Genomic DNA, 26,864 nt, shown 5'->3' on the forward strand with positions numbered 1-26,864 from the left:
ATAAAAAAGTCAAGAATCCCTTCGGAAAAAGACTAACATTTTTGTCTGGCACTGATTAGGGTCATTTTGTTATTCTCAAGCTAAAGATTGTTTCTCTTAAGTCATTTCAGAACCAATTTACAATTGAGCTTTGAGCGTTACTGGGACTTTATCTACAATTTCACAGCATTTATCCTCAATCTCCGATAATCGGCTTCCCAATGGTCCTCTTTCCACAATTTCGGCTTCAAATCTCGCTCCATATTCGCCAGTAGCTTCTCTTTCTGATCATCTGTCAATTCCCCCAACTCAGCAGCATAAAACTGTTCCATCCACGCTCTCAAACCAGATTCGCCACCTTTAAGCGGTGTCGGCCGTTCATATTCTAAAATCTCCACTACCTCAAAATGATTCTTTTCAAGCAAGACACGATAGTCCTCAACTGACGTAAAACAAAACGGCTCTTCAAAAGATACGCCCAACATACGCAATTCACGCCCAAAAGCTTCTCTAATTGCCTGAACATTTCCAACAGCACCAAACTCACAAATCAACTGTCCATTGGGATTAAGATGTTCACTGATATTCTTCAATAATAACTCTTGATCCGATATCCAATGAAAAACTGCATTTGAAAAAGCAATATCATACAATCCAATTTGATCAGAGAGGTTTAAGATATCCTCCTGTAAAAATGTCAAATCAGGATAGCTTTCTTTTGCTTGATTGATCATATTGACCGATTGATCGATTCCCGTCACTACATGCCCAAGCTCCGCCATTTGATTCGTCAATTCGCCTGTCCCACAACCAATATCCAACACTTTTTTCGGTTCTTTCGGCAATAATTCTAACAAACCAGCCCCATATTTAAAAATAAAATCATGTGTTGTATTGTATTTTTTTGCATCCCATTCCATTGATTTCACGCTCCTAATGATGTAATGAAAAGAAGCTACATCGAAAATAGTCATCGATGTAGCACACTTACTATTTCTTATTGCCAATAAGCCGGAATATTCGCTTCATAAGCCGCAATCTCAGCATCATGTGTCAAACTGATTGCAATATCATCCAACCCATTCACTAATTTATGCTTCCAAGTGCTATCGATTTCAAAAGAATATGTCCCATTCGGCGTGATGACTTGTTGTGCTGGCAAATCGATCGTGATCGTCTCATCCACTCCAAGTCCTGCCAATACATCCAATTCTTCATGCTTCAACACGATTGGCAGTAACCCGTTTTTTGTGGCATTCATATAAAAAATATCACTAAAACTTCCTGCTATAACTGCTCTAAACCCATAATCGTCCAACGCCCAAGCCGCATGCTCTCTCGATGAGCCAGAACCAAAGTTATCACCCGAAATCAAAATGGTCGCCTCTTTGTATTGTGGTTCGTTCAACGTAAAATCAGGATTTGGTGTACGGTCTGGCAAGTAACGCCATTCATCGAATAGAAACTCACCAAAACCTGTTTTTTCGATTCGTTTTAGAAATGATTTTGGAATGATTTGATCGGTATCAATATTGTCGTTCATTAGTGGAACCGTGGTTCCTGTATGTTGTGTAAATGCCTCCATTATGCACCAAGCTCCTCTCTAATGTCTCTAAATGTTCCAACGATCGCAGCCGTTGCCGCCATCGCTGGGCTGCAAAGGTGCGTTCTGGCCCCTTTGCCTTGGCGCCCCTCAAAGTTTCGGTTAGATGTTGAGGCACAGTGAACACCGGCTGGTACTTGGTCTGGGTTCATACCTAAACACATGGAACACCCTGGTTCACGCCATTCAAAGCCTGCTTCGGTGAAGATTTTATCCAACCCGATTTTCTCGGCTGCTTTTCGAACTGGTCTTGAACCTGGTACTACGATTGCGGTAATGCCTGCTTTGACTTTTTTTCCTTTTACGATGCGCGCCGCTTCTTCCAAATCGGATAGTCGACCATTTGTACATGAGCCAATAAAAACGTAGCCGATTTCGATATCTGAAGGACGTTGACCTGGTTTTAGATCCATGTAATTATAGGCACGTTCGTCATTCATATCTTTGATTTCCGGGAATGTGCCTGTGATCGGGATGCCCATTTCCGGATTTGTGCCCCATGTGATGAAGGGAACCAATTCTTCCGCATTCAATTCTAGATCCACGTCATAAGTCGCATCAGGATCGCTTGGTAGTTTTTTCCAATCAGCGATTGCCGCTTCCATATCTTTTGGTGCGTATTCTCTGCCACGTACATATTCAAAGGTTTTTTCATCTGGCGCCATCATCCCCATTTTTGCGCCCCCTTCGATGGCCATGTTACAGATCGTCATACGTTCTTCCATCGTTAGATTTTCGATCGTTTCCCCATAAAATTCGACCGCATGTCCCACACCAAAATCAACACCATATTTTGCGATCAAGGCTAGAATAATATCTTTGGCATATACGCCTTTTGCTAGTTTTCCAGTGATTTTAACACCCATTGATTTTGGTTTATTTTGCCAAATACATTGTGTCGCAAAAACATGCTCTACTTCACTTGTCCCAATACCAAATGCCAACGCTCCGAATGCGCCATGTGTCGCTGTATGAGAATCCCCACAAACAATGATTTTTCCCGGTTGTGTCAAACCAGTTTCTGGTCCGACCATATGCACGATTCCTTGACGGTCACTGCCGTTATCGCAAAGGGTTACGCCGAACTCGTCACAGTTTTTCTGCAAAGCTTCGATTTGTTTTTTTGCCACCAAGTCTGTGATGTTAAAGATATCTTGTGTAGGGACGTTATGATCCATCGTGCCAAATGTTCTGTCTGGACGGCGGACTTTTCGGCCTGCTTCTCTTAATCCTTCAAATGCTTGTGGTGACGTTACTTCATGGATTAGATGAAGGTTGACGTAAAGCAGTTGCGGTTCTCCAGCAGCGCCTGATACCACATGTTGTTCCCAAAGTTTATCAAATAGTGTTTTTCCCATATTAAGCACCTCTCAATTCTGATATTACGGCTTCGGTAAAGTCTGTTGTTGTCGCTTTACCCCCTAAGTCTGTTGTTAGGATGCCTTGATTCATGACACGATCACAAGCAGTTTCGATTTTCTGCGCTGAGTTTTCTAAGCCAAACGATTGACGTAACATCATCGCAACCGATAAAATCATCGACATTGGATTGGCGATATTTTGATTGGCGATATCTGGTGCTGAACCGTGAATTGGTTCGTATAATGACGGACCTGACTCGCTATGACTGGCGCTTGGCATCATTCCTAGTGAGCCTGGTATTACCGATGCTTCGTCACTTAAGATATCACCGAATAGATTTTCTGTGACGATCACGTCAAAGGCCTTTGGTTTTTGGATCATGACCATTGCCGCTGAATCGACTAATTGGTGTTCTAATGTACAATCTGGAAATTCTTGTGCCACTTCTTCTGCTGTTTGACGCCATAATTTGCTTGTCGCTAGTACGTTGGCTTTATCGACAGATGTGACTTTTTTATTTCTAGTTTGAGCGATTTCAAAGGCTTTTCTGATAATGCGTTGGATTTCAGCTTTTGAATACGTACATAGATCTGAAGCTTTAGTTTCGCCTAATTGTTTTTCGCCAAAGTAAATGCCGCCTGTTAGTTCACGAACGACTACAAAATCAACACCTCGAACGTTTTCTTCTTTTAATGGAGATAAATGAACGACTGCATCTGGCACAGAAATTGGACGGATATTTGCAAAAAGTCCCAGAGCTTTTCTTAAACCAAGTAAGCCTTGTTCAGGACGTTTGGGCGCATTGTCCCATTTTGGACCGCCGATCGCTCCTAGCAAGATCGCATCGGCTTTTTCGCAGGCTTTTAAGGTTTCTTCTGGTAAGGGATCTCCTTGTTCATCGATACCAGCTCCACCAAATGCAAACCGTTCAATATCAAAATCCAGATTATCTTGAACCATGATTTCGGCTAAGATTTGTAGTGCGCTATCCATGATTTCTGCTCCGATGCCATCACCTGGCAATGCTACGATTCGTTTACTCATTAGGCTTTCCTCACTTCTTTTTGAAATTGTTCACTGGCTTTGACGTAAGCTTTCGCTGAAGCTTGCAAGACATCAAAATCGATGCCGATGCCGTTGAATTTTTTGTTATTTTCAGTGTCTGCTAGGGTTACATGTACTTCTGCTTGTGCATCTTCTCCGCCTGTGATGGCTTTGATGTAATACTCTTGTAGCGCTGGTTTTTGGACGAATATTTTATCGATTGAGTTATAGATTGCTTGGATACTACCAGAGCCGATCGCTGATTCTGTTTTGCTTTCGTCTGCTCCTGTGTTAATAGAAACGATGGCTCCTTGGCTGCCGTCAGAAACGTATTGTAGTTGGACACGTTCTAAGCGGTAATCTTCACTGCTTTCTTGCGTTTGTCCAACCATTAGCGCGATCAGATCATCTTCTGTGACTTGTTTCTTTTTATCTGCTAACGATTTGAATCGCTTGAAGGCATCTTTTAGTTCGTCTTCTGTTAGCTGGTAGCCCAAAGCCTCCATCTTTGTAGCGAAAGCGTGTCGACCTGAAAGTTTTCCTAATGGTAATGAATTTTCGTTTACCCCAACAAGTGACGGGGTGATAATTTCGTAAGTATCTGGATTTTTCAATACACCGTCTTGATGGATGCCTGATTCATGCGCATAGGCATTTGCTCCGATGATCGCTTTATTTCTTGGTACAGCTACACCAGATAGTCGACTGACGAGATCGCTGGTTCTTTTAGTTTCGTTTAATGTGATATTGCTTTTAGCTTCGTAGAAATCTTTTCTGATATATAGCGCCAAAGCGACTTCTTCAAGCGCGGTATTGCCAGCTCGTTCGCCGATACCGTTAATTGTTCCTTCAACTCGAAGTGCGCCATTTTCGATAGCTGCTAAGGCATTGGCCGTCGCCATTCCTAAGTCATCGTGACAATGAGAAGAGAAAATAATTTCTTGGTCACTTTGGATATTTTCAATTAAAAATTTAAAGAGTGCACCGTATTCCGTTGGGTTAGAATAACCAACTGTGTCTGGGACATTGATGATCGTAGCACCAGCATCAATGGCAGTTTGAACGGCTTTTAGTAGAAATTGTTTATCGGTTCGCGTTGCATCTTCTGGCGAAAATTGGACTTTCTCGAATTTGGATCTAGCATAGCTAACGTGTTCTTTAATAGAAGCAATCACTTCATCTGGTGTCATTTTTAGTTTGAATTCCATGTGAACTGGGCTTGTTGCTAGGAATACATGGATTTGTGGATGTTTGGCATTTTGCAAGGCTTCATGAGCACGATCAATGTCGGCTTTTTGGCATCGAGCAAGACCCGCGACAGTCATTTTTTCTGCATTTTCAGCAATCGCTTTGACTGCTTCAAAATCACCCACTGATGCGATCGGAAATCCCGCTTCGATCGTATCAATGCCCCATTTTTCTAGTTGTTTGGCGATTTGGACTTTTTCTTTGGTATTGAAATTTACGCCAGGGGTTTGTTCTCCATCTCTTAGAGTGGTATCAAAGAATTGGATATTTTTCATTTTTCATACTTCCCTTCTGAATTGAGTTAATAGTGTTCTTCATTTTTTTGGGTTAGGTACTTCTCTCTCTTCGTTCGCCAAGTATTGCGCAACATCAGCTCTGCAAGCAGTCGCTGTGTTTTGCAATAAAAAAACATCCCACGAATATGGGATGTTCTATCATCCCGTTCATGCAATGCGAAAACAGGACTCTCAACGTCTGATAAGAAAAAGCTGTATTGCAGCTGGTTTCTAGAAATCAGTGTGATGAGTCCTTCAGTAATAATAAGAATGTAATTGTCGTTGTCTGCTTGTTCATACTCTTCAACATCCTTTATTGTCAGAATTTTTGAATAATTCAAACTATAGTGTTAAAGATACAGAACTTTTTAATTAAAGTCAATAGTTTTATGAGAATTTTTTTAAGAAAAGCTGAGAAAAAGTCTCTTCTCAGCTTTCTTTTCCTATTATAGTTTAGCTAATGCCTGTTCTAAATCAGCTAAAATATCCTCTATATTTTCGATCCCAATTGATAATCGAATCAATTCTGGCGCTGTACCTGAGGCTTTCAGTTCCTCTTCACTCAATTGTGAATGCGTCGTGGATGCCGGATGAATGATCAATGATTTTGCATCTCCAACATTTGCTAATAGTGAAAATAATTCGACATGATCAATCAAATTTTTTCCTGCTTCAGCTCCACCTTTTACGCCAAAAGTAAAGACTGAACCAGCTCCTTTAGGTAAGTATTTTTCTGCTAAGTCATGGTACTTGTTATCAGGTAAACCTGGATAATTGACCCATTCAACTTTCGGATGTTTATTTAAAAATTCCGCTACAGTCTGCGCATTTTCTACATGTCGTTCCAGGCGTAAAGATAATGTTTCTAGGCCTAAAATCAATAAGAAGCTATTAAATGGTGAAATTGCTGCACCTGTGTCTCTTAGTAAAGAAACCCGTAAGCGCGTGATATAAGCGGCTGCGCCAACATCATTTGTATAAGATAATCCATGATAACTTGGGTCTGGATCAACTAATTTAGGGAATTTGCCATTGGCCCAGTTAAACTTGCCTGAATCGATAATGATCCCACCTAAAGCAACACCGTGCCCTCCAATAAATTTTGTTGCGGAATAAACGACGATATCGGCACCATAGTCAAACGGACGATTTAAATAGGCAGTTGCAAACGTATTATCAACAATCAACGGAAGTTCATGTTTATGAGCAATTTCTGTAATCGCTTCTAAATCTGCGACATTCGTGATTGGATTGCCAATTGTTTCTACAAAGATTGCTTTGGTATTTTCCTTGATTGCTTCTTCAAAATTCGCTAATCGATCTGGGTCAACAAAGGTTGTTGTGATCCCAAACTCTGGTAATGTATGGGCAAATAAATTAAATGTGCCGCCATATAAGGTTGAAGCTGAAACAATATGATCACCAGTGCTAGCAAGATTTTGAATGGCATAAGTAACTGCCGCCGTTCCTGAAGCGACTGCAACTGCACCAACGCCGCCTTCTAATTCATTCAAGCGATCTTCCAGCACTGCGGTCGTTGGGTTTGTGATACGAGTGTAGATATTTCCTACTTTGGACAATGCAAATTTTTCGGCTGCATCTTGTGTATCGTCGAAAGTGTAGGATGTTGTTTGGTAAATAGGGACTGCTCTAGAATTAGTGTCTTTGTCTGGCGTATGCCCACCGTGGATTTGGATCGTTTCGAATTGATAGTTAGAGTTTGTCATTATGCTTCATTCCTTTTCTTTTATTGGTTTGGTTTATTCGTTTTGTTCTGTTAAGACACATGTCACCTTCTTGCACAATGATCCCCTCTTTCTATTTTTATTCTCATTAGGGTTTCCCACGAATAATACAAAAAAGCCCTCTACCAGCCTATGCTAGTAAAGGGCGACTATCGCGGTACCACCTTTATTGGAAACAACTTCCATCTCGACCCAAACGCAGAATTTCTTCTTGATTTGGTGCCTTGTTAACGGTAGCTCCCGTAAAAATCAAGCTGATTTTTCCTCTCCAAGATCATTTTCGACAAGTGTTCATTGCTTTCTTTCACCAAACGAAAGCTCTCTTGTTCTAGCTAAAACTAAAATAATCAGCTAGATTTCAATGTCTGCTTGTGTACTCTTCTTTTCAATGAGTTTTATTATCGAAATCAATATTAGAGCATACTCATTTTTTTGCCAACGTTTTTTTCTTTTATTTTCATTTTTTGTAAATATTTCTTTACAGTTGAGTGTCCTATTTCTCTTTCTCACTGTTTTTTATTATAATTAGGGAAATTGGAGGTCGATTTAATGTCAGCAAGTAATGAAAAAGTGGAACTACTCTTATCTTATCTCTCGGAAATTCATACCAAAAGTTTAACGCTCTATGATTTAGTCACTAGCCGTCCACGTCCTGAGGATACTCGTATTCTGTTGAATATCAATGAAGTATTCACTTATTATCATAGTGTGCGTGTTTTTTACTACAGTAACAGTGAGCTTACGGCATCAGAGGTTCACCCTTTTTTTAAAGCATTTGAAGATTTTTATTTTGAATTAAAACAAGTCTTTTTACTTGAAGATGATGATAGCATCTTACTTTATAATAAGTTAACAGCTATGAAAGATTCCTTTGAGCAGTTGACGAATGATTTTAATGTTTTATAATAGAGTAGACAACAGGTAAAGAAGGTGCCCAAATGGATCAAAGCGAAGTTTTAGATCGCTTGCGCGAAGAGTTGGAGATTCCATTTTTTAATGGAACGATCGAAGAACGTGAATACACAGAAGCGGAATATCAGAAGATCAAATCTGATCTTGTTCAGTATTTTGATGATTATGTTCGTAATGTAGAAAATTGATACAAATAATTGCAAGAAGATCTTGAAGGTCTAAAGCAGAACTTAAACGTTTTGCTTTAGACCTTTTTCTATCTGTTTGATCCGTCCGACTTTTTATCATTTATAAAATAATCCACCAAACAAAAACATGCTTAAATAAATAAAATAACTAACAAAATATAAACACGTGAATAATAAACATATATTACTAAAATCATAAAAATTCACGGAAAATAAATAAAAAAAAACCATCGGCTGAAAAGGCCGATGGAAAAGGAGTATTACTCAATAAGAGTAAAATGAAAAATAAAAAGGTTGTTGTTGGTATGAATACATAATACAACACATTTTTTTATTTGTCTACTAAAAATAACATTAAAAACAAATGTATTCCATCTTTTTTTGGTCAGATTTCTGATTATTTTTTCATTTTTTCAATAAAAGGTTACTCATTCGTGTAATTGCGAATGAAATATCATCTGTTGCTTTATCTTGTTTTTCTTCTGAGTTATTGAACAGATCAACATCTATACCTTTTTCAGGATCTAAAGATAAGATCATTTCATTGCATCCAGCTAAATATTCGATGTATGAACGTTCGAATTTTTTGTGGATTCCCATAACGCGTGCTGGTGGACGTAATTGAGTGACTTTTTCCAGCATGAGTGTATATTCTTTGGTTCCATCTTCAAAGACACGCTTGATTTCAGCAATTCTTTCTGACGCCAATTCAGTCACTTTGCCTTCATCGATCGCTTTACGAACTTCTTCGTAATAGTCATTCATTTTTTCGCCGACTTCTTCTGTTTCTTTTACAATATCATTGATGTTTTGAACATAATAGCCTAAATTTGGTTTCACTATCTTTCCTACTTTCTTTTAGTAATCACTCAATTTTACACTTTTTCATAGGTGGATGACAAGTGGAATTTGTAAAAGTATATTTTTCTACTAATTTTTAAGACAAAAAAACTGCAAACATTTTGTTGTCTGCAGTTTTTAGAGTTTTAATTAATTTCATCACTTGTTTTGATGATTTTAGAAATCATGCCATAATCTTTGGCTTCATCAGCTGACATCCAGAAATTACGATCTGTATCTTTTGCGATTTTTTCGTAAGTTTGACCTGTCGCTTCAGCAATCAAACGGTTCACACGCTCACGCATACGGATGATTTCTTTGGCTTCGATCTGAATCTCTGTGCTTTGTCCTTGAACGCCGCCAGCAGGTTGATGGATCATATAACGAGTATTTGGTAAGCTGTATCGATTTTTCGCTTCAGCAGCTAAATAAATCGTAATTCCAGCGCTTGCGACCCAACCAGTTCCGATCACGATGACTTCTGGTTTCACAAATTTGATCATGTCATGGATCGTATCGCCTGCTTCAACGTGTCCACCTTGGCTATTAATGAAAATCTTGATTGGCTCATCACCCATCGCTGCAAGTAAAAGCAATTGAGACGTTACTTCTCGTGCCAAATCTTGATTGATTTCACCGTAGATCAAAATTGTTCGTTCTTCAAATAATTTTTTCATAAACGCATTTGGTTGTTGTTTTTCTTCTGTTTCTTCGTTTTCATCTAAATAGTTCATAACTAATAACCTCCATATTTTAAAGCAAAATGTCTATATTAATAATACCGCAATCTGAAAATTTGTCCACTTTTTTGACTTGTTTTGACCTTAAAAACTACTTTTCAAAGATTAAGGATTAATAAATACTTAAAATAGGGTAAACAATTTAACGGTTGTCCTATCGTTTATTTTTCTTTGAAACAGATTTAGTTAGTTTGCTAAATCTTCCTCTCACCGAAAGTACTTCTATTGATAATTCATCTAGCGTTTTAGATGATTCCTAACTTTCTTGCTGTTCATTAATTACTATGACTAAGTTAATTTTTAGTAATATTCATGACAATCAACTTTCTAAAAATACAAAAACAAGAGTGTCGGACATAACGATAAGAGACACATTCCAAACTCCAGGAATCCTAATAAACAGTCAAAATAGAAGTAACTCTGCTGGAATTGCAGTGGAACCCGGTGTAGTACAAGTTGATGTTACACAGGCACAGATATACTTTATTTTCTGAGTTAAACACTTCTGTCATAAACGATACAAAACTTATGCTACACCTTTTGCCTTACAATTCTTCGTCTTTTTACCAACTAATAAGTAAAAATGTATTATCACTTTATCCCATTAATATAGGAAGTATTATGAACTTCCATAAAGTGTTGATAAGGCTTCATACACACTAACAAGAAAGAATGATCTAATAACATATCTACAGAGATTGGAATGATATGTGGATGATCTTCTAACACTGATGGAATCAAGGCCTCTTCACAAAAGATATATTCATCACGAATCGATTGGTCATATCCTTCAACTTCGTATATGGAACGGTAAAATTTATTCTCTACCACTATATCAAAAACATTAAATTCAGAGAATTTACTTTGATACAGTAAAAATTTTGAATCAGAATCGGTCACGATTTTCAAACGGAAGAGCAGTTTTTCTTGCTTTAAAATAGGACCCGCTTCTTCAATAAAACGATAGATTAAATTTGTATCAATCACAAGAAGATTTTTAATTCCTTCTCCCCATTTAAATAAGACTTTGACGATTCGTTGAAACAGCTCTTCATTTTTTGGATGCAGCGTATAAAAAGAACCGTGGACTAAAACTTGATGATTATACCAAGCATTTCTTGTTAGACGGATAATGCCTTCTTCAAAACTAAAATCCCCCAATAAAATTTGATCAAATTCTTCTTCAAAATACTGAATTAACCGAATAACATCTGGGCGGCCAACTAAAAATGTACTGCGTAATTTTTCATGATCTTCAAATAAATTTTCTAATTGACTAAAAGAATACTCACAAGAATTGAAGAGAGATACGACATAAACAATTTCATGTTCTGGTAAAAAGCGCCCCATATTCAAACTTTCCCATGCTTGTTCGACTAGCTTGAAAATTGGTCGTTTTTTTAAATCAACTTTAACCTTTTCTTCTAATTTAAGTTTTTCTTTTTCTTGACGTGAATAGGCAATATTCATTCCTTGTAAAATAAAATAACGACTTTCTTCCGTATAAACTCTGGTTGAAAATTCGTGTTCAATCAAATCGAGCATGCCTTCGCAAACTTCTTCAAATTCAATAGTCTGCGTTGTTTCATAATTGATTTCAATTTTTGTTAGATAGTATAAATATAAGAACCTTGTTTCAAATTCTGAAATATTCAAACGTTCATTTTCATAATCCAGATGACAAGCAGAAAAAAAAGCTTCTGCTTTTTTCTTCAAATTATAGGCTTTACTAACTGAAATAAATTCTTCTTCTACTAAATCCAAGTAATTAAACTGTTGCTCCAAAAATTTTGTACATGTCTTTAGAAATAATGATTGCTGATATATTATTTTGCGAATTTCAAATAATGGAATATCTTTATTAAATTCCACATAAAAGTATTTCTTTTGTTTCTCATAACTCACTATGTATATATCTAGCGTCTGAACTAAATCTTCTAAATCATTTTGTACTGTTGTTGGAAATGCTTCGAATATTTCTATGTAATGCGTAATATCAATTTTCTCATATTTGTATAGTGCTTCAAGAAGAACAATTTTTCTATAAATATTTTTTTCTAAATACTTTTCTAACATCTATTCCCACTCTTTGCATAGTTGATTTCTCAATTATTTTTATCAGTAACTGAGTTTAAAAATATATGCGATGACTTAATCTACTAAACTTTCTTTATTAAGTAGTCTATCATTATAGGTGTTTCATAAAAATAGCTAGCTTAATTATTGCCAAGTAGAAATCATCGCACTATCAATAAATATACTTTATTTCCAATTTTTAATATACACCCAAAGAAGTAGATAGAAAAGTAATAAGTATTTCTAAAAAAAAATTAATTTTTTCACTTGATATCTATTTAACCGGTAATTCATTTTAAAAAAAGTGGGGATTATCACTTCCTTATAAACATCTATACATAATTTAAATGATTACTCTTTCTTTTATCTCATTTTAGTATTCGGTCCTTTTTTACGAAAAATAATTAAGGAACTAATTAAAGCGACGATACAAAAAACAAAAGCCATCGCAAACGCATGACGATAATCTACAACCTCCAATGATTCTTTTATAGCAAGTGTGGAGCATCCAATTGCCAATGATTGTTTAGGCGTAGTTTGGGCATGACTAGATAGAAACGTAACTAATACAGCCGTTCCAAAAGAGCTAGCAATTTGCCTTAATGTATTATTCGCTGCGGTACCATTACTGATCATGTCATTGGGTAAAGCATTCATTCCTGTTGTTGTGACTGGCATCAAGACCATTGATATCCCCAATAAACGGATAGCATAGAAAATAGCTATGAAAAGAATTGGCGTCGTCTCAGTGATAAATAGAAATGGAAATGTCCCTAAAGACAATAACGTCAAACCAATCGGGATTAAAAACCGTCCACCAAATCGATCAAATAATTTTCCTGTAACTGGATTCATTAATCCCATCACGATACTTCCAGGCAATAAAATCAACCCCGAATCAATTGGACTTTCTAAATGAACCTTTTGAATATAGTCTGGTAAAATAGATTCAAATCCAAGCAAGGCTATATAAGAAATTGCACTTAGAAACACAGAAACTGAAAAAATTGAGTAGCTAAACACGTTTAAATTCAACAGTGGATTTGAAATTTTCAACTCTCGCACAATGAAAGAAATAATCACAGTACATCCTATAAACAAAAAAATAAGTACTTCTTTAGAAAACCAGCCTTTAGTACTCACTAAACTAATACTGTATAACAAACTACCAAATCCAATGATCGATAAAAAAACAGAAGGAATGTCTAACTTACTCTGTTTTAAGGGTATGCTGACTTTAAAAAACAGTAAAGCCCCTATTTCGGATAGAAGAATCAACGGTATTGTAATAAGAAATAATGTTTTCCAGTTAAAATAAGTAATAATATATCCAGATAGCGTTGGCCCAATCGCAGGAGCTAACGCAACTACTAAACCAACAAACCCCATAGCGGTTCCACGTTCGCTTTTTTTGAACAGCGTTAATACAATAGTCTGAATCAAAGGAAGCATAATTCCAGAAGCAATTCCCTGTAATAATCGTCCAAAAAGCAAATAATTGAATGATGGACCAAAATAACAAATAAGCACGCCCATTAAAAATAAATTCAAGGCCGTTAAAAATAAATATTTGGACTTGATTTGTTTCATTAAATAAGCAGACAAAGGAATAGTAATACCTGATACTAAAAGAAACAACGTTGTTAACCATTGAACGTTGCTTAAACTTATATTCAAGTCTTTCATAATCGTTGGGTAAGCTGTGATCAACAGCGTTTGATTCATAATAATACAAAATGCTCCCAGTAGAATAACAATCATAAGAGCGCTTCGATTATAGCTTACCCCGTCATAGGTTTCTTTGTTTTTATTCATCCATTCACGTCCTTAAATAATTACACCGATTTTCCCATTTATCAATCCTTGAATGACGCAGAAAAGAAACACTCATTGAGCTATTTCGTTTTCTGCGCGACTAAATCTTCCTCTACAGTTCGTTACTGCCAGTCTTTGAAAACTTATTCAAGTTCACTATTTATTTACTACTAAACAGGATCAACTTTAATTGCTTTTTCCTCTACTTTGATCATTTTTGAATAGAAGGCAATTCCCACTAAAACAATTGCTGTAAACCATAAAGATTTTTCACCATAAGCTTTTGTTAAAACAGTCCCAATTAATCCGCCACCTGCAAAACCAATTAATACAGAAAAATATAACCAACTATTTTTCCATGCATCTTTTGCTCCGGTAAAAGCTTGAATAATATAATTAAAAGCTAATTGCACCACTAATGTAACAGCAACATTTCCATAAAGCATGCCATCTATTTTATGAAATGCATTTCCTTGCATTCCAGCTAGAAAAGAAACAAGCATACATATCTGTAGGATACTAAATACACTATTAATCGATGAAAAACCTAAGCCAACTAAAACGACTGCTTCTATAAGTAAAATTTCAAACGCCCAGATTTTTTTCATTTTAATGCCCAATACTTCAATAATTCCTGTCGTCATCGCACCTAATCCAAAACATAAGATGGTTAGTGCCACTGTAGCTAAATGCTGCCAGTCTTTTGTTGCAATTGTTTGCCCTAATAAAATGATATTTCCTGATTGTACTGTACTAAATGCTTTTCCTACAAAGTAGGTATAACCGTCCATTGAACCAGCCGCAATCGCAAGAAAAAAAGCAATCCAAGGTAGTTCCATTACAGGGTAAGTAGGTACTTTACGATTATTCACTCTCTATTCCTCCAATTTTTGATAGTAAAAAGCCTAGAAAATTTTCCTATTTATTTTCTAGGCATCGAAACAAAAACTATTCTGGTTTTTTAAACCAAACAACAGGTTGTGGCTTCTCTGGATTTGGTAGTGACTCCGCAAATTGTTTCGTAACGTTTAAATGATCCGCTACCATTTGCGATGGGGAAGAGCCTAACCATTTATTTAATGAAATATCAGAATACTCACTATGTTTGAAGACTTCTACAAAAATCAAGGGTTCATCACCGATATTTTGTACGTAATGTCCAGCTACAATTGGAACGACACCTACGTCTCCTGCTTGGAAATCAAACGTCCTAGAAACGCCAGCAGAGTTAAAAACTGTCATGCGAGCTTTCCCTTGAATGTAGTATTGCCATTCTGCAGCTTTAGGATGCCAGTGAAGTTCACGCATTCCGCCTGGTTCTACTTCTACAAAAGCAGCCGAAATTGTTTTCGCCACAGGAAAAACGTTCTGATCGACGATTCGCACACGGCCAGCTTCTGATTCAATAGGTTTGATTGTATCCATATGAAACGTAAATGGAGATGGTACTTTCCCATTCACATTCGGACGTTCAACTTCTTCAATAGAACCAGGGATATTTGCTTTAAAAATATATTTTTCTTTAGTAGGGAAACTTTCAATTTCTTCTGTTGATTTTTTAAAGTTTGCAGCAACCACTTCAGCAGGTGTATGTGCCAACCAATCAGATAATAAGAATGTGTTGTTTTCAGAAAAATCAGCTTCACTGAAAACTAATAAAAATTCACAGCCTTCGTCTAAAGCCTGAATAGAGTGAGGAACCCCTGCTTCAAAGTTCCATAAATCTCCGGCTTTAATGTCATCAATGAAGGAGCGTCCAAATTCATCTATACCAGTCACACGAGCATTTCCATAGAGCATCAATCCCCATTCAGCTTCCTTATGCCAATGCATTTCTCGATAAGCACCGGGTTCTAAACTCATGTCTACACCAGCAACATCTTGTGAAATTGGAAAATCACGGTTTGTGATTTCTCTTGTCCAACCACCTTCTTCTAAACGTTGATGCGAATCAGAATAACTAAATCTTAAATTTGCCATCGTTCCATGGTCAGTAGCAGGCGGAACTAGAATATCTGGATTTTCTTCATCACGACTAGTATTTCGAGGTCCATGATCAATCCATCCTTTCCCATCGGTGTGTCTGTAAGGTTCAAGTTTTTTTTCTTCTGACATATCAATCACTCCTTAAGTTTAATATGTATTGATTGTCTAAAAATCGATTTTTAGACAATCATATACTTATGATTGCGTTTGGAACTCTATCGATTTCCGTGCCTTTAAAAGCTAATTTACCAATTCTTTATATGATCATAATTCTTTTCCTCCTTTCTTATCTCATCGAGTAATAAGTATTCATCAAAGTTTCCTGTTTGCTCTTTGATAGTAAATAATATACTGCAAAAAAAGATTCACTTTTTTTATATTATTCAAAAATAAGATCTGTTTTTTTTTGAAAAAAAAATAAAAGACTCTTAAACCCGCTTGATTACTATTTCTCATTAAAGTAAAATTGAATCGAGATAATTTGAGAGTATCCTCACATTGATTTTAAATAAAAAAGTAAAAAGACCAAAAATCTTTTTCATGATTTTTGGTCTTTTTACTTTTTTGACTTTAAACTTATCTATAAGTCTATTCGTTTTTTCGATTTACTATTAACTTTTTCCCATTCTACGTTGAACAAATTTTACGATCTCAACGATTGGTATAATCGCAAATGATGTTCCGGCAACGATTGCCCATTGGTAACCGTCTAAAGAAGTTACGCTGAACAAGTCATTGAATCCTGGAATTAGAATCGTTGCTGCTAGTAATAAGAACGATACTAAAATTGCCCAGTTGAATGATTTGTTTCTGAACAAGCCAACTTTAAAGATTGATTGGTAAATAGATTTTACGTTAAATGCATGGAACAATTGGATCAAACCTAATGTTGCAAAAGCCATTGTCAACGCATCGCCATGTTGTAAGTCGTACAAGGCTGTTGCAGATAAGTTTGGCATATTTGCCGCCGTATGTGCAGGGAATTCAATCGCCATTTTATAGACAATCAGAGTCAAGGCACCTTGTGTGATCCCTTGATAAATGACACTGCTCAAGACACCGCCAGAGAAGAAGTTTGATTTCTTTCCACGAGGAGCATGGCTCATTACGTCACGTTCAGCAGGTTCTACACCCAACGCAATTGCTGGGAAGGTATCCGTTACTAAATTGATCCACAATAAGTGAACAGGCAGTAAGGTATCCCAAGCTAACATTGTTGCGATAAATAGTGTTAATACTTCCCCAAGGTTGGCAGAAAGTAGGTATTGAATCGTTTTTTGGATATTTGAGAAGACTTTACGTCCTTCTTCAACAGCTACAATAATTGTCGAGAAGTTATCATCCGCTAAGACCATATCAGAGGCACCTTTTGATACTTCTGTACCAGTGATCCCCATCCCAATACCGATGTCGGCTGCTTTCAAAGCTGGAGCATCGTTCACACCGTCACCTGTCATGGCTACAACTTTACCTTCTTGCTGCCATGCTTTAACGATACGAACTTTATGTTCAGGTGAAACACGAGCATAAACGGAATAATGTTCAACCATTTTGGCAAATGCTTCATCCGTTAATTCGTTTAGTTCAGCACCTGTAATAACAGCATCGTCGTCGCCTTCTTTGATGATACCTAGACGAGCAGCGATTGCTTCTGCTGTATCTTTGTGGTCACCTGTGATCATAATTGGACGAATACCTGCTTCTTTAGCAACTTTAACAGCTTCTGCGGCTTCTTTACGCTCTGGATCGATCATACCCACAAGACCTGCAAATACTAAGTCCTTTTCAACTAAATCAGAATCCATTTCAGCAGGAACTGCATCAACGATTTTGTATGCCATTCCTAAGACACGTAGTGCTTGTTTGGCTAATTTTGTGTTGGTTGTCAAAATTTCTTGACGTTGTTTGTCATCCATTGCTGGTGTTTGTCCATTTAATAAGGCTTGGTTACAACGTTTTAATAATTCATCTGGTGCACCTTTGACAGCAACTAGGAATTTACCATCTGCTAATTGGTGAACAGTTGTCATTAATTTACGGTCTGAATCAAATGGAATTTCAGCAACACGAGGTTCAGCTGCAACTTTTTCGGTTACGTTGAAATCGTGGTCTAAACCATATTGGACAAGGGCTGTTTCGGTTGGATCACCGATCAACGTACCATCTTGTGCAATTTTTGTATCATTTGTATAGTTCATGATTTTTAATGCCATATTATCCATTGCAACAGCATCTGTCGCAGGTTTTACTTCATTATCTGTGTAAAGAGCTTCAACGGTCATTTGGTTTAATGTTAACGTTCCAGTTTTATCAGAACAGATAATGTCTGTACTACCTAATGTTTCAACTGCAGGCAGTTTGCGGACGATCGCATTTTTCTTCGCCATTTTTTGTGTACCTAATGCTAAAATGATTGTTACGATTGCTGGTAATCCTTCTGGAATTGCTGCAACGGCTAATGAGATAGACGTTAAGAGCATGTCGATCCATGTACGGCCGTTCATCATACCGACAACGAACATCACAGCTGCGATCACTAATATAGCGATCGTCAACATTTTACCTAATTGATTTAAATTTTGTTTTAATGGAGTTTCCGTTTCTTTTTCGTTGGCTAACATGCCGGCGATTTTACCGACTTCTGTATTCATTCCTGTACCAACGACCACGCCGATTCCGCGGCCATAAGTGACATTACTGTTTGAATACGCCATATTGATACGGTCACCAATGCCGATATCATCAGATGTTCCTTCTAAAACGATTGCTTCTTTTTCAACTGGTACAGATTCACCAGTTAGAGCTGCTTCTTCGATTTTTAGACTAGCTGCTTCTAATAAACGTAAATCTGCAGGAACAACATCTCCTGCTTCTAATAAAACGATATCTCCTGGTACTAATTCGTCACTTTTAACCGTGATCACATGACCATCACGACGAATATTCGCATTTGGTGAAGACATTTCTTTTAATGCTTCAATCGCTTGTTCTGCTTTGGCTTCTTGGATTACACCAAAGATTGCGTTTAAGATAACTACGAGTAAAATGATAATCGAATCAACAAAATCTCCTGAAAAGACTGCCGAAATCACAGCCGCAAATAGTAATACAATGATCATAAAATCTTTAAACTGTTCAAAGAATTTTACAACGATCGATTTCTTTTTCCCTTCATCTAAAGCATTAGCCCCATAGCTTTCTAACCTCTTCTTGGCTTCTTGATCTGATAGTCCATCGACTGTCGTATCAAATTTTTGCAAGACCTCTTCATCTGACTGCGTGTAAAATGCTTCAGATAATTGAACCTTTTTCTCTTCTGACATGTTCTTCCTCCTTATAATTTGCAGCTACTTAAATCTATTTTACTTCATAATAGCAAAACGAACACGTTTTTGGACTTATTCGTTCGCAACAAAAACGAAAAAAAATAGACCTCTGTATGCTAAATAGAACATACATAAGTCTCACCGTTTAAGACAACACCAGAAATTTCTTTCGGAGTTGGTGATGTTGCCGCAGCTAGCGCCGCCAGTTACTCCCTCATGAAATAATAACCTGGCGACGGACAAGTCCTTCACCAACTATTATTGATAAAGTAATTATACCTGTTCTTTTAGTGTTTTTCAAATGAAATCGTATTGATTTTCAGAAAAATTTCTGTTTAGTTTGAAAAAGACTTACGTTATTTGATAGACGGCTTTTTTCGCTGCTTCTTTTAAGGAGGTAGTTTTATCAGTTAAACAGTAAAACACCTCGAATGCCCAAATAATACTGAGCAATCGGGGTGTGATGATGTCTACTAGAAAAGTAACCTTCACTCTTGATTCATTGATTTCGTCCAGAAATTGTCAGACAAACCTTGTTCCATACCCAGAATAAATTTTTCTCGGATATCAGGATAGCTTTGTGCCAATCCACTTACCAGATGTTTGATTTCTTCTCGCTTGGTTTTCTTATCAACAGGACAGGGATTGAAAATCACAGGCAATTCTTCTCGTTGAACAAACTGAATAATCTGTTTCTCTTCAAGGTAAAGTAATGGACGGATCAGCGTAATATCTGTTTTTGATAAATAGCTTAGTGGGTCAAAACTAGCCATTTGACCATGGAATAGAAAATTCATAAAATACGTTTCGATCGCATCATCCAAGTGATGGCCTAAAGCAACTTTATTACAACCGACTTCTTTCGCTCGTTTATACAAAATTCCTCTACGTAGCTTGGCACATAACGAACAAGGTGAGCGTTCTTCCCGAATATCAAACACAACTTGCGCAATATTTGTTGGCACAACATCCAATTCATACCCTAAGCCTGTCACAAATTCCTGTAATGGTGTGATATCCATCTCAAATCCCATTGCTAAGGTGATCGGCACGATTTCAAATTCAAAGCCTAACCGCTTTTGTTTGCTGATCATATCTAGAAAATACAATAAACTTGTACTATCTTTCCCACCACTCATTCCGATCGCCACTTTATCACCTGGCTGAATCATTTGATGATTCAAGACTGCACGACGAATCGGGTTATAATAGGTCTGATTGTCTTTCTTTTTAAAACTCATTGTATACTCCTTTTTTGCTCACTGAATTTATTTGAAAAAATTGGTGTTCAAACTATAGCTTTCACCTGAAACAATGTCGTATTGAATCAAACGATAGTCTTCATATAATTCTTTTTGTGATTCATTCAATGATAATGTTTTGCTCCATTGGTTATCTTTATAATAGAAGCCTTTTTCAAATGCAGGAACTTGTTTTTCAAGCTCGGTCAATAATTGGTAGAATCCAGTCATTTGCATACCACTTTGATCAAATAGTGTTGGTGCAAAGTAAAATGGACTGCTAAGTGCATCATGGGTATTTTTTCCACTTAACTTATCTTGATTGTCATACATTAAAAATTCCGTTTCATGCATCCGGACTTCATCGTTTTCTGCTTTGATTTCATCTGAATAGATACTTGGTAAATGATCTCCCCAGAAAACAACCAGCGTTCGCCGTTTTACATCTTTTAAAGCTGTCGTAAATTGTTTCAACGCTTCACTGCTGTACGCAACATCCTGCATATAGCTATCGATTGCTGTTTTATTGCCTAGACTTTGAGAAGAATAATCTGACTTAGTATATTTATCGCTATACGGCATATGCGTTTGCATCGTGACTAAATGGACAAATTGTGGATCATCATCATTTTCTAGCAGATCCAACACTTCTTTGTAGGCGGATTCGTCCGAGATAAAAGGATTTTTTTGTAATTTTTCTTTATAAGTCATTGTGTCTTCGCTGATAAATTGATCAAAACCTACTGTTTTATAGACATCTTTGCGCTTATACATCGAAGTATTATAAGGATGAATAGCGGTTGCTTGATAGTCTTGCCCCTTTAGCAGTGAAACGATCGATGGAATTTCGGTCATTTTTGGAATCAGCATAGTATAAGGCGTTGTCATTTGCGGATTGAACAACTCCATTGAAAAGCTAGTTAGTGCTTCAAATTCAATATTGGCCGTTCCACCACCGTAATTTTGTGATAACATCTTACCGCTATAAGTCGTTTTGGCTATGTCATAATAGTCTTTTAAAGGATCTTTATCAGCTGTTACACCTGTTAAATTCTGCGGATCAGAAAAACTTTCACTCATCACAAAAATAATGTTTGGTTGTTCTTCTTGTGAGCTAGTATTCGTCTCTTTTATCTTGTCAGTGTATTTATTGGTAATTTCTTCGATCGTTTTTTTAGAATAATTCTCTGGTTTATCCATCGCTTCTACCTTTAAATTATATAAAAAACCACCCATAAATCCTGTGTTGTAGTAATTCATTTTTTGGCTGTAAGGAATCCACAGCGCCGTTCGATCATAAGCTTTTCTCAATAGATTATTTTGACTGTTAAAATTACTAACATAAATCAATAAAAGCAGTGTCAAAATGAAACCTGAGATACGAATAATTTGCATTTTTTTCGATAGCAGCCGACTTTTGTAGATTGCTCGCCCAAAGAAGAACAAACCAATGACTGCCACGAGTAGAATAAATAGGAATGGAATCGTTCCGATCATTTCTCTTAGTAAACCAAACTCAGTGATCATTTTTAAATCATCCGGATAAATTGGCTCCGAGCGGTAGAACATCTTTTGATAATCCGCGAACCCCAAAATACCGATCGTAATTGTGTAAAGTAAGCTTCCTAAAACGAGCGATCCTGCTAAACTACATAGAAATAGTAAAAATATCAATAAGACCAAGCTACCTAGAATAAATTTTTCTGTATGCCATGAAAAAGCAAATTTAACTACTAAATCCAGTGATAATTCATTTTGGCACCATTGTAAATATAGATTGCTGATCAAAACTAACAACAGTAATCCTATCACGATCAGTGTATATTTAACTGGTTTTTTCTTGACTATCTGCAATTTTTTCTTCACAACATTCTCCCTTTTCTCTTTCCTTAATACGTCCCTTAATATTTTATGCTTAGACGAAAAAAAAGTAAAGCTCCTGCATTGAGAAGCTTTACGTTGCATTTGATTATCTTTTGGCTGCTTTAAAAATTTCCTCGATCAGAACCATTACTTTACGAACTTCTTCATTTTTGACGACTGGTTCTGCTTGTTCTCGTACAACTTTATAGAAATTCTTATAGAATGTGTCATATTCAGCAGAAGCTTTTGGTAATGGTAAGGTCTCCGTTGCTTCTTCTGAGGGTGGCGCCATTGTTTTGGTTAAGCCGACCCCTGCTTGGATTGGTTTTGGTGCTTGGATATTTTTCTTCCCTGATTCGATGACCATTTCACCTGATAAATCCCAGTCATGAATGACAGCTGTTCCTTGTGTTCCTTTTAGATACCAGCGTGGGAGTTTAGTATAATTCGTTGTTCCAACTTCTATGATTGCGCGGACACCATTTTCAAAAATAATATACGTGATGAAGCCGTCATCTACTTCATCGCCAAGAATGTAGCTTAAATCGGCTGATACTTTTTCAATCCGACTATCAACTAAAAATAATAGCTGATCTAGTAAATGGACACCCCAGTCTAAAAGCATTCCACCGCCATGTTTTAATTCATGGCGCCAATCACCAGGAATTCCGTTAGCGCCTTGTACACGAGTTTCGATTTGGAATAATTCTCCGATTTGTTGATTTTTATAGAGTTCTCGAGTGATTAGAAAATCTGGGTCCCAACGGCGGTTTTGGTGGACCATAAAGGTTTTGCTTGTTTCTTTGGCTACTTTTAATACGTCGTCTAATTCTTCTACATTCATTGTGACTGGTTTTTCGCAGACAACGTGTTTTCCTGCTTTTAATGCTTGGATCGCTAAGTCTTTATGGGAGTCATTGGGTGTAGCGATCAAAACAGCTTCGATGGTATCATCTGTTAGTACGTCTTCAAGTGAAGTGTATATTTTATGATTGTGTTGGCTGGAAATTTGTTGACGCTCGCCTGAAATATCGTAGGTTCCGACAACGTGGATTCGTTCGTTTTCGTTGGGCATAATGTTATGGATATGGTAAGAACCCATACCGCCGTAGCCGATTACGGCAAAGTTGATTGCTGTCATTTTTTGAGTCCTTTCTATTATTGAGGATGATTGATTTTTGGTGGTGAAAGAGTTGGTCAGAAACTGTCGTATTCTTCTCTTTGACATCCAGCTTCACGAACTAGCTCTTTCGGCAAATAGACAAATTTTCTTCAAAGATAAAAAGCATCTTTGAAAAAATTTCCTAATTTGCTCAAGAGCTGAACGAGTTCGTTCAGCTTTTGATTACACCCACCACATTTCCGTAGGTTGTTCTTTGATCATAATACTTTTCAAATTAGTAATCGCTCTGTTCAAACCTTCTTCTGTCGACATGATCGGGTCTTCATGTTCAATACTTAAAACGTAATCGTATCCGTAAATTCTAAGTGCACTAATAATATCTGACCAGACTTTTAAATCATGGCCGCATCCAACTGAACGGAACGTCCATGCGCGGGTTTTAACATTTCCATATGGTTGCATATCCGTCAGTCCGTGCATATTGATGTTGTCTTGATCTAAATACGTATCTTTTGCGTGAAAATGGTGGATCGCACCTGCTTCACCTAAAATTTTAACTGCTGCAACTGGATCAATGCCTTGCCACCATAAATGACTTGGATCTAAATTACAGCCGATTGCGTTGCCCGTTGCTTCACGGAGTTTCAACATTGTATAAGGTGTATGACATAAGAAGCCGCCATGCAGTTCGATCCCGATTTTCACCCCTGCATCTTCTGCGATCGTATTGATATTTTTCCAATAAGGGATCAATTTCTTTTCCCATTGGTAATTGTAGTTATCATCATATTCAGTTGGCCAAGGCAAAACAGGCCAATTGACTTGTGTATCTGTTGGGTTTCCTCCTGAAACACCAGAAAAACCATTGACTACTGATACATTCATTAAAGAAGCTAACTTGATTGTTTTTTGTAATAGTTGGTCTGCTTCTTGGGCGGTTTCTTTTAATGGAGAAATCGGATTATTATGACAGCTCAATGCACTGATCGTTAACCCTTTATCAGCCAGTTTTGCTAAATACTCTTTTCTAGCGTCAGAACTTGCTAATAATTTATCAATATCTAAATGTGCATTTCCAGGAGAACCACCTGTTCCGATTTCAACTGCTTCTAATCCTGCTTTTGAGACTGTATCGATCATTTCTTCAAAACTTAAATTATTGAATAATGGAGTAAATACACCTAATTTCATTGTTTAGTTCCTTTCTCGTTCGTAATAGATTCTAAAGGTTCGTGATGCCCGTAATTTGGATAAGCATTTTGTGTTGGTTGACACCAACAAACGCCGTTTTTAATGACTTTTTGGATCTCTTTATTATAATAAGAAGGATACGTTTCATGTCCTGGTTGAAAATAAAAGATTTTTCCATTGCCACGATGATAGGTACAACCACTACGGAAGACTTCTCCGCCAGGATACCAGCTAATAAAAATCAAGTCATCTGGTGTTGGGATATCAAAATGTTCGCCGTACATTTCTTCTTTTTCTAGTTCAATGTACTCGCCGATTCCTTCGACAATCGGATGACTTGGCGCAACGGTCCATATGCGGCAATGTTCTTCAGCTTCTCGCCATTTTAAATCGCAAGATGTGCCCATTAGTTTCATAAAAATCTTTGACATATGGCCTGAATGAAGTACGACTAATCCCATTCCTTCTAACACACATTGATAGACACGTTGAACGATTTCATCCGATACTTCTTGATGCGCGACATGTCCCCACCAAATCAACACATCGGTATTCGCTAGAACCTCTTCTGTTAAACCATGTTCTGGTTCGTCTAAAGTTGCCGTTCGAACCGAAAAATCATCTTCTTTTAAAAATCGAGCAATTTGTTGATGAATGCCGTCTGGGTATACTTTTTTTACAGCTTCATCTGTTTTCTCATGACGGAATTCATTCCATACTGTGACTTGGATCATTATTTTTCCTCCCTAATTTAAAAGCGTATCGGGCTCGTTTAGTCTCGACTGAAAAATAGGAAATTATGACTGAGGCGCTTTTTGCCTCATTCATAATTTATCTTTTTTCGAGACCTTCAATCCTTAGAGCTTTAGCTCTTAGGAATTGATGTGATCGAAGCAAAGCGTAGTACTAGCCCGTGAAGCTAGATAATTTAAAAGCTGAATGGGCCGTTTAGCATTGACGAAAAATAGGAAAACATGACTGTGACGTTTTTTGTCACATTCAGGTTTTATCTTTTTTCCGAGATGCTGGCTCATGAAGCTAGATAATCTTGATTTAATTGAAAAATACAGGTTGATTCGTTTCAGATGCTTTGTAAATGGCTTCAAGAATTTCTGTTACAACTAAAGCTTGTTCTGGTTTAACAATCGGTTCTGTGTCATTGATGATTGCATCGATCCATGATTGTGCTTCTAAAACTTCCGGTTTGTCGCCAGCGCCATCGTAAAAATCAACACCACCAGGTTCTAATTCGATTTTTTTCTCAAAAAGTGTGTTGTGGTCTTCTCCATTAATGGTTAAGCCATTATTCATATCAGCTCCACCTTTCGTACCGTGAAGAGTCGTTTTGGCTTCTTTTACATCTAAACTATTCAATGCCCAGCTAGATTCTAAAAAAATCGTTGCGCCGTTTTCCATCATGATAAAACCAAATGCTGAATCTTCGACGGTGAACTTTTTGGGGTCCCAAGAGCCCCAAGCATTGGCTGCATTATTAGTCTCAGCTAATTTATGATAGGCTTTTCCTACTACATATTTCGGTTTGTAATTGTCCATCATCCATAACGTCAAATCCAAGGCATGCGTGCCGATATCAATCAATGGTCCACCACCTTGTGCTTCTTCATCGAGAAAAACACCCCAAGTTGGCACTGCACGACGACGAATGGCATGAGCTTTGGCGAAGTAAACTTCACCTAACTCACCTTCTTCACAAACCTCATGTAAATAAGTCGAATCTTTCCGGAAACGATTTTGATAGCCAATCGTTAATTTTTTTCCTGTTTTATTTGCTGCTTCGATCATACTGCGTGCTTCAGCAGATGTTTTTGCCATTGGTTTTTCACACATCACATGACAGTCTGCCTCCATTGCTGCGATCGATAGTTCTGCATGCGAGCTATTTGGTGTACAAACATGAACCACATCCAAGTCCATTTCTTCAAGCATCTCTTGATAATTTGTAAATGTTTTCGCTGTCAACGTTCCATAATGCATTTTTGCTTCTTCTGCTCGTTCACTGATCAAGTCACAAAAAGCAACCATTTCTACTTCTTTTACTTGTGCAAGTGCCGGTAAATGTTTGCCATTAGCAATTCCGCCGCAACCAATAATTCCTACTTTCAACGTCATCAAAAAACCTCCAGTAATCTACTCATATTATTTTGTGGAAAAAATAAAACGGTTCCACTTCTACACTCTTACTATACAAAATTATGAAAGAGCTTTCTTCCTAGATTTCGGTTGGAAAGTTCCCGGATATTGCTGTGAATCACTGCGACTGGCTTCGCCAGAGCAGATGATGAACAG

21 protein-coding genes and 1 other annotated feature are annotated in these 26,864 nt (G+C 37.2%); of the genes, 2 read left to right on the top strand and 19 right to left on the bottom strand.

What is annotated here, in order from left to right; translation table 11 throughout:
* Positions 1 to 152 precede the first annotated feature (152 nt).
* The 6 genes from BCR21_RS12360 to BCR21_RS12385 form a co-directional block, all read right to left on the bottom strand.
* Complete coding sequence (locus tag BCR21_RS12360) at positions 153 to 899, bottom strand: methyltransferase domain-containing protein (protein WP_069646753.1); 747 nt, start codon at positions 897 to 899, stop codon at positions 153 to 155.
* Positions 900 to 976: 77 nt separating this feature from the next.
* Positions 977 to 1,564, bottom strand: coding sequence for a 3-isopropylmalate dehydratase small subunit (leuD, locus tag BCR21_RS12365; RefSeq protein ID WP_069646754.1), 588 nt, complete (start codon positions 1,562 to 1,564; stop codon positions 977 to 979).
* Positions 1,564 to 2,940, bottom strand: a complete 1,377-nt coding sequence (gene leuC, locus BCR21_RS12370; RefSeq protein ID WP_069646755.1) for a 3-isopropylmalate dehydratase large subunit — start codon at positions 2,938 to 2,940, stop codon at positions 1,564 to 1,566. Before leuC ends, leuD begins: the two co-directional genes overlap by 1 nt.
* Before the next feature lies 1 nt (position 2,941).
* Complete coding sequence (gene leuB, locus BCR21_RS12375) at positions 2,942 to 3,988, bottom strand: 3-isopropylmalate dehydrogenase (protein ID WP_069646756.1); 1,047 nt, start codon at positions 3,986 to 3,988, stop codon at positions 2,942 to 2,944.
* Positions 3,988 to 5,511 carry a 2-isopropylmalate synthase gene (locus BCR21_RS12380; RefSeq protein ID WP_069646757.1) on the bottom strand — a complete coding sequence of 508 codons (1,524 nt, stop codon included), beginning with the start codon at positions 5,509 to 5,511 and terminating at the stop codon, positions 3,988 to 3,990. The genes leuB and BCR21_RS12380 overlap by 1 nt, the downstream gene beginning before the upstream one ends.
* A gap of 446 nt (positions 5,512 to 5,957) precedes the next feature.
* Positions 5,958 to 7,238 (bottom strand): O-acetylhomoserine aminocarboxypropyltransferase/cysteine synthase family protein, encoded by a 1,281-nt coding sequence (locus tag BCR21_RS12385; RefSeq protein ID WP_069646758.1) that lies wholly within the window; start codon positions 7,236 to 7,238, stop codon positions 5,958 to 5,960.
* Positions 7,239 to 7,394: 156 nt separating this feature from the next.
* Positions 7,395 to 7,654: a binding site (T-box leader), on the bottom strand.
* Positions 7,655 to 7,805: 151 nt separating this feature from the next.
* Between BCR21_RS12385 and BCR21_RS12390 the strand changes: the two genes are divergently transcribed.
* Both BCR21_RS12390 and BCR21_RS17030 read left to right on the top strand, forming a co-directional pair.
* Complete coding sequence (locus BCR21_RS12390) at positions 7,806 to 8,162, top strand: hypothetical protein (RefSeq protein ID WP_069646759.1); 357 nt, start codon at positions 7,806 to 7,808, stop codon at positions 8,160 to 8,162.
* Between the two features lie 32 nt (positions 8,163 to 8,194).
* Positions 8,195 to 8,356 carry a hypothetical protein gene (locus tag BCR21_RS17030; protein WP_167351785.1) on the top strand — a complete coding sequence of 54 codons (162 nt, stop codon included), beginning with the start codon at positions 8,195 to 8,197 and terminating at the stop codon, positions 8,354 to 8,356.
* A 405-nt stretch (positions 8,357 to 8,761) separates the two neighbouring features.
* Here the strand turns inward: BCR21_RS17030 and BCR21_RS12395 are convergent, their stop codons facing one another.
* The 13 genes from BCR21_RS12395 to BCR21_RS12455 all read right to left on the bottom strand — a co-directional run bounded on the left by BCR21_RS12395 (position 8,762) and on the right by BCR21_RS12455 (position 26,687).
* Positions 8,762 to 9,196: a hypothetical protein gene (locus BCR21_RS12395; RefSeq protein ID WP_069646760.1), complete on the bottom strand. Its 435-nt coding sequence runs from the start codon at positions 9,194 to 9,196 to the stop codon at positions 8,762 to 8,764.
* Between the two features lie 146 nt (positions 9,197 to 9,342).
* Positions 9,343 to 9,930, bottom strand: a complete 588-nt coding sequence (locus tag BCR21_RS12400; protein ID WP_069646761.1) for an ATP-dependent Clp protease proteolytic subunit — start codon at positions 9,928 to 9,930, stop codon at positions 9,343 to 9,345.
* A 597-nt stretch (positions 9,931 to 10,527) separates the two neighbouring features.
* Positions 10,528 to 12,012: a hypothetical protein gene (locus BCR21_RS12405; protein ID WP_069646762.1), complete on the bottom strand. Its 1,485-nt coding sequence runs from the start codon at positions 12,010 to 12,012 to the stop codon at positions 10,528 to 10,530.
* 363 nt (positions 12,013 to 12,375) lie between these two features.
* Entirely contained in the window at positions 12,376 to 13,827 is a 1,452-nt protein-coding gene (locus BCR21_RS12410; RefSeq protein ID WP_069646763.1) for an MDR family MFS transporter, read from the bottom strand.
* Between the two features lie 170 nt (positions 13,828 to 13,997).
* Positions 13,998 to 14,699, bottom strand: coding sequence for a YoaK family protein (locus BCR21_RS12415; protein WP_069646764.1), 702 nt, complete (start codon positions 14,697 to 14,699; stop codon positions 13,998 to 14,000).
* A 76-nt stretch (positions 14,700 to 14,775) separates the two neighbouring features.
* The gene (locus BCR21_RS12420; protein ID WP_069646765.1) at positions 14,776 to 15,942 is read right to left on the bottom strand and encodes an oxalate decarboxylase family bicupin; all 1,167 of its coding nucleotides are present in this window, start codon (positions 15,940 to 15,942) and stop codon (positions 14,776 to 14,778) included.
* Between the two features lie 482 nt (positions 15,943 to 16,424).
* Positions 16,425 to 19,136 carry a cation-translocating P-type ATPase gene (locus tag BCR21_RS12425; RefSeq protein WP_069646766.1) on the bottom strand — a complete coding sequence of 904 codons (2,712 nt, stop codon included), beginning with the start codon at positions 19,134 to 19,136 and terminating at the stop codon, positions 16,425 to 16,427.
* 491 nt (positions 19,137 to 19,627) lie between these two features.
* Positions 19,628 to 20,380, bottom strand: coding sequence for a tRNA 2-thiocytidine biosynthesis TtcA family protein (locus BCR21_RS12430; RefSeq protein WP_069646767.1), 753 nt, complete (start codon positions 20,378 to 20,380; stop codon positions 19,628 to 19,630).
* 27 nt (positions 20,381 to 20,407) lie between these two features.
* Complete coding sequence (locus tag BCR21_RS12435; protein ID WP_069646768.1) at positions 20,408 to 22,246, bottom strand: LTA synthase family protein; 1,839 nt, start codon at positions 22,244 to 22,246, stop codon at positions 20,408 to 20,410.
* Between the two features lie 103 nt (positions 22,247 to 22,349).
* A complete protein-coding gene (locus BCR21_RS12440) occupies positions 22,350 to 23,384 on the bottom strand; it encodes a Gfo/Idh/MocA family protein (protein ID WP_069646769.1) in 1,035 nt (344 codons plus the stop codon).
* 204 nt (positions 23,385 to 23,588) lie between these two features.
* The gene (locus BCR21_RS12445; protein WP_069646770.1) at positions 23,589 to 24,557 is read right to left on the bottom strand and encodes a sugar phosphate isomerase/epimerase family protein; all 969 of its coding nucleotides are present in this window, start codon (positions 24,555 to 24,557) and stop codon (positions 23,589 to 23,591) included.
* Positions 24,554 to 25,291: a ThuA domain-containing protein gene (locus tag BCR21_RS12450; RefSeq protein ID WP_069646771.1), complete on the bottom strand. Its 738-nt coding sequence runs from the start codon at positions 25,289 to 25,291 to the stop codon at positions 24,554 to 24,556. The genes BCR21_RS12445 and BCR21_RS12450 overlap by 4 nt, the downstream gene beginning before the upstream one ends.
* Positions 25,292 to 25,610: 319 nt before the next feature.
* On the bottom strand, positions 25,611 to 26,687 hold the full coding sequence (locus tag BCR21_RS12455) for a Gfo/Idh/MocA family protein (RefSeq protein WP_069646772.1): 1,077 nt from the start codon (positions 26,685 to 26,687) through the stop codon (positions 25,611 to 25,613).
* Positions 26,688 to 26,864: the final 177 nt, after the last annotated feature.

The sequence above is a fragment of the Enterococcus ureasiticus genome (assembly GCF_001730285.1).
Lineage (GTDB): Bacteria > Bacillota > Bacilli > Lactobacillales > Enterococcaceae > Enterococcus_L > Enterococcus_L ureasiticus.

Coding starts and splice junctions, on each gene's coding strand:
- BCR21_RS12450 (WP_069646771.1), bottom strand. CDS start 25,291: ATGATCCAAGTCACAGTATGGAATGAATTCCGTCATGAGAAAACAGAT.
- BCR21_RS12385 (WP_069646758.1), bottom strand. CDS start 7,238: ATGACAAACTCTAACTATCAATTCGAAACGATCCAAATCCACGGTGGG.
- leuB (WP_069646756.1), bottom strand. CDS start 3,988: ATGAGTAAACGAATCGTAGCATTGCCAGGTGATGGCATCGGAGCAGAA.
- BCR21_RS12410 (WP_069646763.1), bottom strand. CDS start 13,827: ATGAATAAAAACAAAGAAACCTATGACGGGGTAAGCTATAATCGAAGC.
- BCR21_RS12360 (WP_069646753.1), bottom strand. CDS start 899: ATGGAATGGGATGCAAAAAAATACAATACAACACATGATTTTATTTTT.
- leuC (WP_069646755.1), bottom strand. CDS start 2,940: ATGGGAAAAACACTATTTGATAAACTTTGGGAACAACATGTGGTATCA.
- BCR21_RS12425 (WP_069646766.1), bottom strand. CDS start 19,136: ATGTCAGAAGAGAAAAAGGTTCAATTATCTGAAGCATTTTACACGCAG.
- leuD (WP_069646754.1), bottom strand. CDS start 1,564: ATGGAGGCATTTACACAACATACAGGAACCACGGTTCCACTAATGAAC.
- BCR21_RS17030 (WP_167351785.1), top strand. CDS start 8,195: ATGGATCAAAGCGAAGTTTTAGATCGCTTGCGCGAAGAGTTGGAGATT.
- BCR21_RS12420 (WP_069646765.1), bottom strand. CDS start 15,942: ATGTCAGAAGAAAAAAAACTTGAACCTTACAGACACACCGATGGGAAA.
- BCR21_RS12390 (WP_069646759.1), top strand. CDS start 7,806: ATGTCAGCAAGTAATGAAAAAGTGGAACTACTCTTATCTTATCTCTCG.
- BCR21_RS12430 (WP_069646767.1), bottom strand. CDS start 20,380: ATGAGTTTTAAAAAGAAAGACAATCAGACCTATTATAACCCGATTCGT.
- BCR21_RS12445 (WP_069646770.1), bottom strand. CDS start 24,557: ATGAAATTAGGTGTATTTACTCCATTATTCAATAATTTAAGTTTTGAA.
- BCR21_RS12380 (WP_069646757.1), bottom strand. CDS start 5,511: ATGAAAAATATCCAATTCTTTGATACCACTCTAAGAGATGGAGAACAA.
- BCR21_RS12440 (WP_069646769.1), bottom strand. CDS start 23,384: ATGACAGCAATCAACTTTGCCGTAATCGGCTACGGCGGTATGGGTTCT.
- BCR21_RS12455 (WP_069646772.1), bottom strand. CDS start 26,687: ATGACGTTGAAAGTAGGAATTATTGGTTGCGGCGGAATTGCTAATGGC.
- BCR21_RS12400 (WP_069646761.1), bottom strand. CDS start 9,930: ATGAACTATTTAGATGAAAACGAAGAAACAGAAGAAAAACAACAACCA.
- BCR21_RS12405 (WP_069646762.1), bottom strand. CDS start 12,012: ATGTTAGAAAAGTATTTAGAAAAAAATATTTATAGAAAAATTGTTCTT.